The organism is Alistipes sp. UBA1686 (assembly GCF_002320215.1).
GTDB lineage: Bacteria > Bacteroidota > Bacteroidia > Bacteroidales > Rikenellaceae > Alistipes > Alistipes onderdonkii.
Window position 1 is genome coordinate 127185 of the sequence record NZ_DCKA01000016.1, and the last position, 13664, is coordinate 140848.

The 13664-nt window shown below is 62.1% G+C and carries 10 protein-coding genes; 3 read left to right on the plus strand and 7 right to left on the minus strand.

From position 1 onward, the window contains the following. Nucleotides 1-120 precede the first annotated feature (120 nt). Complete coding sequence (locus B3C38_RS07210) at nucleotides 121-1446, plus strand: MATE family efflux transporter (protein ID WP_286726435.1); 1326 nt, start codon at nucleotides 121-123, stop codon at nucleotides 1444-1446. Between the two features lie 146 nt (nucleotides 1447-1592). Further along, on the plus strand, nucleotides 1593-2339 hold the full coding sequence (locus B3C38_RS07215; RefSeq protein ID WP_286726436.1) for an AAA family ATPase: 747 nt from the start codon (nucleotides 1593-1595) through the stop codon (nucleotides 2337-2339). A 228-nt stretch (nucleotides 2340-2567) separates the two neighbouring features. Here B3C38_RS07215 and B3C38_RS07220 read toward each other — a convergent pair whose 3' ends face one another. Together B3C38_RS07220 and gyrA are read right to left on the minus strand one after the other, a co-directional pair. Next, the gene (locus B3C38_RS07220; RefSeq protein WP_055202996.1) at nucleotides 2568-3917 is read right to left on the minus strand and encodes a tetratricopeptide repeat protein; all 1350 of its coding nucleotides are present in this window, start codon (nucleotides 3915-3917) and stop codon (nucleotides 2568-2570) included. Between the two features lie 37 nt (nucleotides 3918-3954). Continuing rightward, nucleotides 3955-6504 (minus strand): DNA gyrase subunit A, encoded by a 2550-nt coding sequence (gyrA, locus tag B3C38_RS07225; protein ID WP_286726437.1) that lies wholly within the window; start codon nucleotides 6502-6504, stop codon nucleotides 3955-3957. A 233-nt stretch (nucleotides 6505-6737) separates the two neighbouring features. Between gyrA and B3C38_RS07230 the strand changes: the two genes are divergently transcribed. Beyond that, nucleotides 6738-7517: a formate/nitrite transporter family protein gene (locus B3C38_RS07230; protein ID WP_286726438.1), complete on the plus strand. Its 780-nt coding sequence runs from the start codon at nucleotides 6738-6740 to the stop codon at nucleotides 7515-7517. 3 nt (nucleotides 7518-7520) lie between these two features. Here B3C38_RS07230 and B3C38_RS07235 read toward each other — a convergent pair whose 3' ends face one another. From B3C38_RS07235 to B3C38_RS07255, 5 genes are all read right to left on the minus strand, one after another. After that, complete coding sequence (locus tag B3C38_RS07235) at nucleotides 7521-8558, minus strand: hypothetical protein (protein WP_286726439.1); 1038 nt, start codon at nucleotides 8556-8558, stop codon at nucleotides 7521-7523. Nucleotides 8559-8560: 2 nt separating this feature from the next. Then, nucleotides 8561-9211 (minus strand): hypothetical protein, encoded by a 651-nt coding sequence (locus B3C38_RS07240; RefSeq protein WP_022332191.1) that lies wholly within the window; start codon nucleotides 9209-9211, stop codon nucleotides 8561-8563. A gap of 7 nt (nucleotides 9212-9218) precedes the next feature. Continuing rightward, nucleotides 9219-12137, minus strand: a complete 2919-nt coding sequence (locus tag B3C38_RS07245) for an FtsK/SpoIIIE family DNA translocase (protein ID WP_286726441.1) — start codon at nucleotides 12135-12137, stop codon at nucleotides 9219-9221. A gap of 100 nt (nucleotides 12138-12237) precedes the next feature. Then, the gene (gene murI / locus B3C38_RS07250; RefSeq protein ID WP_286726443.1) at nucleotides 12238-13044 is read right to left on the minus strand and encodes a glutamate racemase; all 807 of its coding nucleotides are present in this window, start codon (nucleotides 13042-13044) and stop codon (nucleotides 12238-12240) included. 89 nt (nucleotides 13045-13133) lie between these two features. Then, nucleotides 13134-13658, minus strand: coding sequence for a shikimate kinase (locus B3C38_RS07255; RefSeq protein ID WP_286726445.1), 525 nt, complete (start codon nucleotides 13656-13658; stop codon nucleotides 13134-13136). Nucleotides 13659-13664 lie beyond the last annotated feature (6 nt).

The following is a 13664-nucleotide window of genomic DNA, read 5'->3' on the forward strand; positions in this document are numbered from 1 at the left end:
TTGCAGACCCGATTTGGCGATAAAAGACAGGGGCCGTTACAAATTCGCCGCTTTTGCCTTATCTTTGCACCCATAAACGACGTCCGGCAGGGGTTGCCGGACAATCTCCGCCCCGCACCTATGAACATGAACCGCGAAATACTGCGCATCGCGCTCCCGAATATAGTCTCGAACATCACCGTGCCGCTGATGGGAATCGTGTCGACGGCCATCGCCGGGCACTGGGGCGCAGATTCGGCGGCGACGATCGGCGCACTGGCCATCGGGGTGTCGATCTTCAACTTCATCTACTGGAACTGCTCGTTCGTGCGCATGGGAACCAGCGGACTCACGGCACAGGCGTTCGGCGCCGGGAATTTCCGCGAATGCACCAACATGCTCGTAAGGGCGCTGGTCGTGGCGGCAGGCATGGGATTGCTGATGCTCGCCCTGCAATACCCGCTGGGCGAGCTGGCCCTGTGGGGACTGAACGGCAACGAAATGACGCGCGAATATTTCTACGCTCGCATCTGGGCCGTACCGGCGGGCATCCTCCTGTTCGGGTTCAACGGCTGGTTCACGGGTATGCAGAATGCCATGATACCGATGTTCACGGCTATTTCGGTCAACGCGGTGCATGTCTTGTGCAGCCTTTGGTTCGCCTTCGGCATGGACATGGGGATCGTCGGCATCGCCTACGCCTCGGTGATCGCACAGTGGACGGGCGTGGGACTTTCGCTGCTGCTGCTCATGCTGCGCTACCGCAAGGTGCTGACGGGCATCGACTGGGCCGAGGTATTCGACATGAAACCGCTCAAAACCTTCTTCATCGTCAACCGCGACATCATGCTGCGTACGCTCTGCATCGTGGCGGTCTACACCTTCTTCACGGGGGCTTCGGCCCGCATGGAAGACCCGGTGCTGCTGGCCGTGAACACCCTGCTGTTGCAGCTCTTCACGCTCTTCTCGTACATGAACGACGGCTTCGCATATGCCGCCGAAGCGCTGACCGGACGGTTCATCGGCGCCCGGGACGTAAGGGCGCTGCGCGACTGCCTGCGGCGCTGCATCGCATGGGGCACGGCCGTGTCGGTACTGTTCGTGGGAATCTACATCGTCTGGTGGCGCGACCTGGTGGGGCTGTTCATCGACGATTCGGCCGCAAACGCCGCGACGATCGTGGAGGTCGCCGGACGGTATATCGTATGGATCATCCTGATCCCCGTAGCCAGCGCCATGCCCTTCATCATGGACGGCATCATGGTGGGCGCCACGCAGACGCGCGTCATGCGCAACTCGATGTTCTGGGCTACGGCAGCCTATTTCGGCATCTTCTATATCGGATATACGGTAATAGGCAACAACGCCCTGTGGCTGGCCTTCACGCTGTACATGTTCCTGCGCGGCGTACTGCAATACTTCATGACGCACAGCCTGCGGACGATCTACCGCAAAGCCGGCGCATAAGGGAGGGACGGTGAATCCCCGGGCAGGGAGAGGCCGGAACGGCCCGGGAGAGGCAACGTCCGGCACCTGAAAGGTTTCCTGCGATAACAGGCCGCATATCCGGGGGAAATCACTAAATTAGCGGGACGGGATCCAAACACCAAGCCATGACCTTATCCGAAACGACACTCTACATCAAATACATCCGGCTGAAAGAGACCGGAGATTTGCCGCACGAATACCCCTATACGGTGCCCGCGCTGGCGGGGTTCAGCGGATTGCGGTTCCGCCGCCCGGTGACGTTCATCGTGGGCGAGAACGGCATGGGCAAATCGACGCTGCTGGAAGCCATCGCCGTAAAAGCGGGATTCAATGCCGAGGGCGGGTCGAAGAACTTTCGGTTCGCAACGCGAGAGACTCATTCCCCGCTATACGGGAACCTCGTGCTCGGACGCGGGTTGCAGCCGCGCGACGGCTATTTCCTGCGTGCCGAGAGTTTCTACAACGTCGCCACCGAAATCGACCAGATAGCCGACGGCATACACCGCTATTACGGCGACAAGTCGCTCCACAGGCAATCGCACGGCGAAAGCTTCCTGAGCCTGCTCGAACACAGGCTCCGCGGGAACGGGCTCTATATCTTCGACGAGCCCGAGGCCGCCCTCTCGCCGTCGCGGCAGATGTATATGCTGTGCCGGATAAAACAACTCGTGGAAAGCGGATCGCAGTTCATCGTCAGCACCCACTCGCCTATCGTCATGGCCTACCCCGGCGCCGACATCTACGAGATCGCGGACAACGGACTGCAACTCACCGAACTGGGGCAGACGCCGCATTACCTGCTGATGAAACGCTTTTGCCTCGACCACGAAGGGATGCTCCGGCAGTTGGGCTTCGACATCCGGAAACCTTGAAGCGCGGGTCGCGCCACAGGCAGAATGCCCGGAGATCGGCACAACAGCACAGGCATTTCGCACGGATGCCGCACAGGATTTGCACAGACGTCTTGCACGGATATTACCCTACAAACACGACGGCACGGACATCACGACAGGCGCATCGGCGCATGAAAAATCCCGGCTCCGAAATGCGGAGCCGGGATTCCTGTAAGCGCAGGGCGGCAGCGCCGCCCCCGCAGGGAATTACTCTTCGCCTTTGGCTTCCTTGAGCAGGGTATTGTACTTGTTGTACTTGTCCATCATACCCTCCTCGTCGCGCAGGCGGAAGCAGATCGACTTGAGGAAGTCGAGCGTGTTGACGTCGTCCTTCTTCAGCTCGTATGCCTTTTCGAACCAGGGCACCGCCTCCATATAGACCGCATTCACCTCCTTCAGGTCGGTATCGTAGGCAGTCTGGCTGCTGTACTGCTTCTCGTTCATCACCTTGTTCATCTCGTCGGCCTTGATCGTGTAGAACACGCCCAGGTAATAATTGCCTTCGAACAGGTCGGGCTTCAGCTCCACGACCTTCTTGAACGATGCGATGCTCTCGTCGTAGTTTTTCAGCGCATAGAAGATACGGCCGCGGCCGAACCAGAGGTCTACGTTCTCGGGGTTGTCGGCAATGGCCGAGTCGATCAGCGTTACCAGGTCGGCAGGGTCGCCCACGCCCTCTTCGGCCGTGTAAAGCTGCATCAGGCCGTCGAGGATACGCTCGTTCTTCGGGAATTTCCCGATACCCGTGATCAGGGCGTCCTTGGCCAGCATGACGTTGTCCTGGCTGACGTTCTTCAGGCCGTAATAGCAGTGGAAGAGGTAGTAGTAGATGTTACCCTCCTCGTCGGTATACCCCAGGTCGATCGCTTTCTTGAGGTACTCGGCACCCTGTCCGAACGACGAGGGGTGCGCCGAACCGTCCACTGTGCGCAGGTAACCGGCATAGTAGAGCAGCGCGGGATCTGCGGCTGCGCCGTAAGCGGGGCTCGACTGTGCCCGGAAAGCCGTGGCATAGGCATCGGCGGCGGCAACGTACTCGCCCGTGTCGATACCCGTGTTACCAACCTGCGAACAGAAATCGCTGATCTGCTGCAACCCGTCCTTCGCCTTCGCAGCGCTCTTGGGGTCGATCTCGTAAGCCTTGTTGTAAGCCTCGATGGCCATGGCGGGAGCCTCTTTCAGCACCCAGTCGGTCTGCGTCCAGGTAACGACCTTGCCGTCCTTGATGTAGGCGATGAAATAGGGGTACTCCCACGCTTCGTAGGGAACGTTGAGAAGCGTCACCTGCTTGGTGGCCGAAGGTTCGCCCACGGCCAGCTTCAGCATCGCGGCGTCCATGTTGACGAAGAGGCTCTTCGTCGGTTCCACGGCAGCCTCGTACAATGCTTTGCCACGGTTGATCCACGTGGAGGCCTTGGCGTTCTTCTTCGCATCGGCGATGTCGGCGTCGCTCTTCTCGATCTTGGTGAGGAGCCCGCTCTTGTTGACTTTCTGCGCCTGCACGGCAGGGATAGCCACGAGCAGCGCCGCGAAAGCCGTCAAAAATGTTTTCTTCATAACAAAATTTAATTTAAAGTTTTCAAATTCATTTCATCTATTCCTCGGCCGGCTGTCCTGCTTCGGGCGTTGCGCCCCCGTTTTCAGCAGCCTCCGCGGACTGTACTTCTTCTTCATCGCCGGCAGCAGGCACAGCCATCACCGAGGCAATGGCATCGCCGTCGCGCAGGTTGATGATACGCACGCCCTGCGTGGCACGACCCGCCAGGCGGATCTGCGACACGGCCGTACGTATGGTAAGTCCCGAACGGTTGATAATCATCAGGTCGTTGTCGTCCGTAACGGCCTGTATGGAGATAAGTTTACCGGTTTTCTCCGTCACGTTGATCGTCTTCACACCCTTACCGCCGCGGTTGGTGATGCGGTATTCGTCGAGGTCGGTACGCTTGCCGTAACCGTTTTCGCTCAGCACCAGCACGTCCTGCGTCGAATCGGGTTCCACACAGATCATGCCGACCACCTCGTCGGACTCCTCGATCGAGATGCCGCGCACACCGGCGCCGACACGCCCGATCGGGCGCACCGTCGACTCGTTGAAGCGGATGGCCTTGCCTTCGCGGGCCGCAATCATCACTTCGGCGTTGCCGCTGGTGAGCTTGGCCTCGATCAGCTGGTCGCCCTCGCGGATGACGATGGCGTTCACGCCGTTCTGGCGCGGGCGCGAGTAGGCTTCGAGCTTCGTCTTCTTGATCGTACCGTCCTTGGTACACATGATGATGAAGTTGTTGTTCACATACTCGGCGTCGTTCAGGCGCTTGACGTTGATATAGGCGCGAACCTTGTCGTCGGGTTCGATCTGGATGACGTTCTGGATGGCGCGTCCCTTCGAGGAGCGTGCGCCCTCGGGGATCTCGTAGACCTTGAGCCAGTAGCAGCGCCCCTTCTCGGTGAAGAAGAGCATCGTATTGTGCATCGAAGCCACGTAGATATGCTCGATGAAGTCCTCGTCACGCGTAGCACTGCCCTTGGCGCCGACGCCGCCGCGGTTCTGCGTGCGGTATTCGGCCAGCGGGGTGCGCTTGATGTAGCCCATGTGCGAGATGGTGATGACCATGTCGTCGTCGGCATAGAAATCCTCGGGGTTGAACTCCTCGGAGGCATAGACGATCTCCGAACGGCGCTCGTCGCCGTATTTTTCCTTGATTTCGAGCAGTTCGTCCTTGACGATCTGCATCTGCATGCCGACATTCTCCAGCACGTCCTTCAGGTGGGCGATCAGCTTGGTAAGATCGTCGCGCTCGGCGGTCAGTTTGCCGTACTCCAGCCCCGTCAGGGCGCGCAGGCGCATCTCGATGATGGCCGAAGCCTGGATGTCGCTCAGCTCGAAACGCTCGATCATGGCCTGCTTGGCCGCGTCGGGCGTCTGCGACGAACGGATGATGTGCACGATCTCGTCGATGTTGTCCTGTGCGATCAAGAGACCCAGCACGATATGTAGGCGCTCCTCGGCCTTGCGCAGGTCGTAACGCGTGCGGCGCACCACCACGTCGTGGCGGTGGTTGACGAAGTGCATGACCAGATCGCGCATCGGCAGCAGCTGCGGACGGCCGTTCACCAGCGCGATATTGTTCACCGCAAACGAGGTTTGCAGCGGCGTATTCTTATAAAGGGTGTTGAGCACGACGCTCGCCACGGCGTCGTGTTTGAGGATGATGATGATCCGCAGGCCGTCACGGTCGGACTCGTCGTTGATGTAGGAAATGCCGTCGATCTTCTTCTCGTTGATCATGTCGGCGATCTTCTTAATCATCTCGGCCTTGTTGATCATGTAGGGGATTTCGGTGATGACGATGCACTCACGGCCGCTGGGGGTATGCTCGATGTCGGTCTTGGCACGCATCATGACGCGGCCGCGGCCCGTAAGCATGGCCTCCCGGACACCCTCGTAGCCGTAGATAATACCGCCCGTGGGGAAATCGGGGCCCTTGATGAAATGCAGCATCTCCTCGCCCGTGATCTCGGGGTTGTCGATATAGGCGCAGCAAGCGTCGACCACCTCGCTGAGGTTGTGCGGGGCCATGTTGGTGGCCATACCGACGGCGATACCGCTGGCGCCGTTGACGATCAGCAGCGGGATCTTGGTGGGCAGCACCGTGGGTTCGGGGATCGTATCGTCGAAGTTGAGCGTCCAGTCGACGGTCTCCTTGTCGATGTCGGCCATCACCTCGTCGGTGATCTTCTTCATGCGGGCCTCGGTATAACGCATGGCAGCCGGCGAGTCGCCGTCCATCGAACCGAAGTTACCCTGGCCGTCGACCAGCGGGTAGCGCATCGACCACTCCTGCGCCAGACGCACCATCGCGTCGTAGACCGACGAGTCGCCGTGAGGGTGGAACTTACCGAGCACGTCGCCGACGATACGCGCCGACTTACGGGTCGGTTTGTCGGAGTAGAGGTTAAGCTCCGCGCTCATATCGTAGAGGATACGGCGGTGCACGGGCTTCATGCCGTCGCGCACGTCGGGAAGCGCACGCGACACGATGACCGACATCGAATAGTCGATGTACGCCGACTTCATCTGCTCTTCGATATTGATAGGAATGATACGTCCTGTCAAACCTGCATTCTTTTCTTCTTCAGTTAGCATCTTATCTCTTTAAAATTACAGTCTTTTAACGAACAAAAATACGATTTATTTCCGATCTGAGCAACTTTAAGCCGATAAATATCGCCTCCGCGCGGAAGATTTCCGGAACGATGCCCCGTTTTTGCCCCTTTTCCGGCGATCTGACGGCCTCAAAAAAAATTCCCGGCAGACTGACGGCGTCCGCTTGCGCGTTCCGGATCGTTTCACTACCTTTGCGGCCTCTATTCCCGAACATGGCACAGATAAACACACCCCAGGAAGTACTCGCGCGGGCTCAGCAGTCGGCAACGGGCAAAATGCAACTCCCGGCGGGCAAGACCCTCCTGCTGGCATTCCTGGCCGGCGCATACATCGCCATGGGCGGCCTCTTCTCGCTGATGGCGGGGTTCGGGTTCCCCGCAGCGGCCGAAGCGCCCGGCCTCCAGCGCCTGCTTTCGGGGCTGGTATTCCCGCTGGGGCTCATCCTGGTGGTATTCGCCGGGGCGGAGCTCTTCACGGGCAACAACGCCGTGCTCGTACCCGGGGCACTGGGCCGCAGGTACGGATGGGGCAAGGTGCTGCGCAACTGGGGGCTGGTATACGCGGGGAACTTCCTCGGAGCGGCTTTCTTCGCCTATTTCCTGGTGGTGCTGCCCGGCATGCTCTCGTCGGAGCTGTGGCGCGAAGCGGCCTGCAACGTGGCGCAGGCAAAGGTTTCGATGCCGTGGCTGACGGTATTTCTGCGCGGCGTGGGCGCCAACTGGCTGGTATGCCTGGCGGTATGGCTCGGGCTGAGTGCCGACGACGCGGCTGGCCGTATGATGGGATTGTTTTTCCCGGTCATGTGCTTCGTGGTGATCGGCTACGAGCACTGCATCGCCAACATGTTCTTCATCCCGCTGGGGATGATGCTGGGCGCCCCGGTGACGGCGGCGGACATGGTCGCCGCAAACCTGATTCCCGCCACGCTCGGGAACATCGCGGGCGGCGGGATCTTCGTCGGCGGGCTCTACTGGTACCTCAACCGGAAATAGGGGTCAGTCCGCCTGCCTGAGCCACAACCGCCCGTGGCGGAAATCGAAAACCACCCGGAAGGCGGAGAAGAATTTTACGCCGAGGAACCCGTCGCCGGGGAGTTCCATCGGTTTGTCGAGCACCACGACGGGCAGCCCGCCGAAGGAGTAGCGCCCCATGAAAGTGGCGACGGCGGGCATCAGCACCCGCAGGGTCATTCCGCCCGGCGTACGGCCTTCCACCAGATCGACAGGGGCGCGTGACACGAATTTTCCGACCTCAGGTTTGAACGCGAAGAGTGCCAGCAGGTTGGCGTTGCCCAGATCGACGACCAGCCGCATCGGCATCGCACGGCTGCGTCCCCGGTCGTCGGACAAACGCACTGTATCCACGACCCAGAACATCCCCGACTGCCCGTCGGGCACCAGTTCGTAGGCCTCCCACCCGTCGCCGGGCTGCGGCAGGCTCCCGGATGAGAGCGGGCGGAAAATGCCGCGGCGGACATCGAGCTCGAAAATACCGGGCGCGGCCACGCTGTCGGTCGTGAAGGTATGGAGCGGGTAGAGCAGGTCGCAGGGCCTGCGTCGCCTGAGGTCGACGACATAGCTCTCGCGCAAACTGCGCGTATCCCCCACCCTGAGCCCCGGCGCCAGTTTATAGCGGGCCGAATAGTCCGTGCCGCCGGCCATGCGGAAACGCACGGGACGTTCGAGTTCGACGGGTTCGAAAAGCCCGGGGTGCGACCAGACCAGCGCGCTGTCGATCAGCGGAAAATAGACGCCCGATTCGAGGAACACCCGCACCGGTATGGAATCCCCTACGAAAGACGCCGCATAGAGCAGATCGCGCTCGCAGGTAAGCTCCCATGCCGTGCCGGAAGGCTGTTGCCCGGCCGGGCTTCCGGCTCCGGGAACCGAACCGGGCATATCCGCCGCAGGGCGGTCATGTCCGGCGGCAGGGGTATGCCCGCCCGCCGGCGACGGGTTTCCCGGCGCCGCAGCCAGCATCGCCGCGGGGATGGCGACGAACAACAGCAGCATGATGGGTCGGCAGTGCAACATGGTCAGCGGAAGTCTATGAATTCGTACCCGGCGTAGTTATCTTTCGCAAAGGCCTTGAGCGGCGTTTCGAGGGGCTTGATGCCCAGCACCGAAACCTGCACCTGCTCGCCGTCGTAATCGTAGCGGAGCGACACGGGACGCATCGCGGCGGTATCGACCGTAAGGACGATATTGCCCGCCGAGGAGGTATTCCCCGGCGCAGGGGTCAGCCGCACCACGGCACGGCCCTCCTGCTCGCCGGCGAGCGACGCGGCGTATTCGCTGCCGAGGAAATCGAAGGCATGGACGGGGTTATTGAGGATATTGCGGCTGTCGGTGTCGACCACGTCGATCGTCACCTCGCGGCGGCGGTTGTCCACCTCGTAGCGCACGGCTCCGTCGCAGTAGACCTCGGCATCGCCCAGCACGAGGTAATAATTCTCCCCCTCGACGGCATAGCGCCCGCGCGTGACGTATTCGTCCGAGCGCACCTCGAACGACACCCCGTAGGCACCCAGCGCCCGGAAGCCGTCGCTGACCCCGGCCAGGATCGCGTCGGCACGGTCGGCGGCCGGGACATTATTTGCGGCAGCCGGAACATTGACAGCGGCCGGGACTGCGGCGACGGATTGCATCGCGGAAAGCAGCAACAGGAGGGACAGGAGTCGTTTCATGGCAGCATCAGAATAGGCCCAGCTCCTGCAACTTGGCTTCGAGCGAGGGCATGTCATGGAAAAGGATGTCGCGCGGCTTGGCTCCCTGCTGGCGGCCGACGATGCCGGCACGTTCGAGCTGCATCATGATGCGCCCGGCACGGTTGAAGCCCACCTCGTAGTTGCGCTGGATCATCGAGGTCGAGATATTGCCGCCCGAAACGGCGTCGCGGGCGATCTCGGCGAAGAGTGAATCGTATTTCACGGGGGCGGAGTCCTCGCTGCCCATGCTCCCCGAAGAATCGCCCGTATCGGGCGTATAGTCGGGCAGCGAATAGGCCGAAGTATAGCCCTGCTGCTTCGATATATACTCGACGATGCGTTCGACCTCCTTGGTTTCGACCAGCGCGCACTGGATACGGGTCAGTTCCCCGTCCTTCGAGAAGAGCATGTCGCCGCGGCCGATAAGCTGGTTGGCCCCCGGCTGGTCGATGATCGTACGCGAGTCGATCATCTGCATCACGCGGAAGGCGATACGCGCGGGGAAATTGGCCTTGATACCGCCCGTGATGACCTTCACGTCGGGGCGCTGCGTGGCGATGATCAGGTGGATGCCGACGGCACGCGCCTTCTGCGCGAGGCGCATGACGGGCCCCTCGACCTCGCGGGCGGTCATGATCAGGTCGGCGAACTCGTCGACCACCACGACGATATAGGGCAGGTAGCGGTGCCCGTTGAGCGGGCTGAGCCGCCGGGCGGTGAATTTCTCGTTGTACTCGGCGATGTTGCGCGCCCCGGCTTTCTTGCAGAGTTCCAGGCGGCTGTCCATCTCCGTGCAGAGCGAATTGAGCGTATAGACCGCCTTCTTGGGGTCGGTGATGATGGCATCGTCCTCGGACTCCATCTTGGCGAGGAAATGGCGCTCGATCTTGGCATAGAGCGAGAACTCGACCATCTTGGGGTCTATCATCACGAACTTGAGCTGCGCGGGGTGCTTGCGGTAGAGCAGCGAGGTGATGATGGCGTTCAGCCCCACGGACTTACCCTGTCCCGTGGCGCCGGCCACTAGCAGGTGCGGCATCTTGGCCAGGTCGAAGACATAGTTTTCGTTCTGGATCGTACGGCCGATCACCACCGGGAGCTCGGCCTTCGACTCCTGGAAACGCAGCGAACGCACGGCGGAGTACATCGACACCACCTGCTTGTCGCGGTTGGGCACCTCGATGCCGATGGTTCCCTTGCCGGGGATAGGGGCGATGATGCGGATACCCAGCGCCTTGAGGCTCTGGGCGATGTCGTTTTCGAGCCCCTGGATCTTCGAGATCTTGACGCCCTGCGCCTGCACGATCTCGTAGAGCGTCACGGTGGGGCCGACCGTAGCCTTGATACGCTGGATGGGGATGCCGAAATTGCGGAGCGTGTCCTCGATCTTGGTCTTGTTCTCGAAAATCTCCTCGTCGCTCACTTCCGAGTCGGAAACATAGTCTTCGAGCAGCGTCACGGGCGGCTTGTGGTAGTTCACGAGGTCTTTCAGCGGGTCGTAGCTCTCGGTCGGGATCGCCTTTTCGTCGACCAGGCGGGCTTCGTTGGCCTCGACGGCCACGACGACGCCCCCGGCAGGAACGGGTATCTCGGTAAACGGCCCGTCGGGGAGCGGCTCCCCGGATACAGGAGCGGCAGCGGAGGGCACCCCGGCAACAGAGGGCATCCCGGCAGCCGGGGCCGGTGTCCCGACGGGGTCTTCCCCGCCCAGGGATAATTCGGTGAAAGGTTCGTCGGACACGGGCGCAGCAGGCCGGACAGCAGTGCCGGCGGCAGGACGCACCGCGGGGCGTTCCAGCTCGACAAGCCCGCTGGGACCGATCACCAGCCGGCCTTCGGGGCGCGACAGGTCGACCTCGGTAAACTCGCCGTCGTCATCGGATGCGGCGGCCTCTGCCGCCTGCGGGGCTTCGGGCACAACGGGCATGCCATCGGGGCCCAGTTCCACGAACGGATTGTCGTCCGCATCGCGGCGGGCGGCCTGCGGGGCGGCGGGAGTCCCGGCGGCAGCAGGCCCGGCGGCAGCAGGCCCGGGAGTACGTACAGCGCGGGGCATTTCCGGCACCGGACGCTGCACGGCCAGTTCGGGTTCGGGACGGCGCACGACCACCTCGGGCTCCGCCTTCACGGCAGACTCCACGGCCGGAGTGTCGGCCGACCGCCTGGCAGGCCTCTCCCCGGGATTCCCGGCGGATTCCGCAGATACGGCAGCCGCATCCCCGGCGGCATCGGACGGTTGCCCGTGCGCGTGCACGACCTTATGTTTCACGATCTCGACGATCTTGCCGCTCTTATCGACCATGACGTTGCCCGCACGGTTGACCTTGTTGATGAAATTGCGGTTGATGAATACCCCCGTAAGGATCCAGCAGCCCAGCAGCAGGATCAACGTCCCCAGCACCCCGATATGCGTGCGCAGCAGCGCTGCGGTCTCGATGCCGAAGGCACCGCCCCACCCCGTCGAACTGCAAAGGCTCCACTTGTCCGAGAAGGCGAAGCCCAGCGTCAGCGAACCGAGGATCAGGATGAGGAAAAGCGAGAGGATCGAATGGTTGAACAGCAGCGGGCGCTGGCGGATGACGCGCACGCCGACGAGCACCACCATCACCGGGATCAGAATGCCGGACACGCCGAACGAGTTGTCGACCAGCAGGCGTCCCAGCCTGGCACCCGCCCAGCCGCAGAGATTTCCGGGCTCGACGCCCAGCGTGGCACGTTCCTCGGGCGAGAGCAGCAGCCCGCTCTGGTCGGCCGCCCAGGTAAAAAACGAGAACAGTACGGCCGAGGCGGCGAACACCCCGATGAAAAGCAGCAGCAATCCTGCGACCCAGCGCGCACTGTCGCTGTTGGAACGCTGGACTTTCTGCCGTCCGTTGGGGGATGAGGATGTATTTTTAGATGCCATCTGTGTTGCGCTTGATTTTTATCAAGCGAAGTTACGCATTTTTTTCGACATTTCGGAATATAGCGATGTAAAATCGGGTTCGGAAGCGAATCCGGCGCTATTAAAGTGCCCCCAAGGCCTTGCGTTCCAGGCGGAGGCGGTAGGCCTCGTCGGCAAAGGTGCGGAACGTATATTCCGCGCGGTGGGCGGGGTCGGCGTGCAGGCCGTAACGGTCGAGCAGCTGCACGACGCGGCGGGCGACGGCGGGCGAAGGGTCGACGACCGTGACGCCGCGGCCCGCGACGACACGTTCGAGGACGGGAAGCAGAAAAGGATAGTGCGTGCAGCCGAGCACGATCTGGTCGGCCCCGTGCTCCAGCATCTCCGCGACGGCGGCACGGACGGTAGCCTCGGCCTGGGGCGTCGCCTCCAGATCGTTTTCGACCAGTTCGACGAAGCCCCGGCCTGGCGCCGTGACGAGGTCTACGCCGTCGCCGTACCTGGCCGCCGTGCGGCGGAAGAGCTCGCCGTCGAGGCTCCGTTCGGTAGCCAGTACCCCCACCACCCCGCTGCGGGTCGCCAGGCAGGCGGGTTTCACGGCCGGCTCCATGCCCACGATCGGCATGGGGGCGTATTTTTCGCGCAGGAAGTCGATGGCGGCGGCCGTGGCGGTATTGCAGGCCACGACGACCAGCTTGCACCCCTGCGCCACAAGGAAGGCGACCGCTTCGTCGGCAAGGCGCCGCACCTCCTCGCGGGGGCGCGACCCGTAGGGGCAGTTCTTACCGTCACCCAGGTAGACGAGCGACTCAGCGGGGAGCGCACGCCGCACCTCGCGCCAGACGGTCAGCCCGCCCAGCCCCGAATCGAAAACACCGATGGGTGCATTATTTGAAAGTTTATCCACGTCTTTCAGGAGTTGCAGCATATCATCGTTCGCGGCACGGCCGCGTCGTATCGTTCGCTGCGGTTTCCGCTACCCCGGGTACTCCCGGGGCCGCAGCCGCAGGGTCTTTTCTATTTCAGGCCGAGTTGCCTCAGGATATGCTCCACGACCTGGTCGTCGGACATCGCATCGCAGTCGACGACCAGATGCGCCTGCGCATAGAAGGGTTCGCGCACGGCCATATCGCGTTCCATGAAAGCGACCAGTCCGGCATCGTCCAGCCCCCGCAAGCGGGGACGTTTCCGGCGTCCGTAGGGGCTCAGGCGGCGGGCGATTTGCTCCGCAGTGCGGTGCAGGAAGACGGTATGCCCCACGCCGTTCATGCGCTGCATGTTATCGCTCCAGGTGGGGAGCCCCCCGCCCGTCGAGACCACCGTTTCGCCGCCTGTGGCGATCGCCCGTTCGAGCGCTTCGCGCTCCGCTTCGCGGAACCGCGCCTCGCCTTCATAACGGAAGACATCGGCGACGGAGGCTCCCGCCTGCTCCTCGACCAGCGCATCGGTATCCACGAAGCCGACGCCCAGCCTGCGCGCCAGCTTGCGCCCGAGGGTGCTCTTGCCGCATCCCATGTAACCGACCAAAAAGAGGGGTTTCATCGCCGG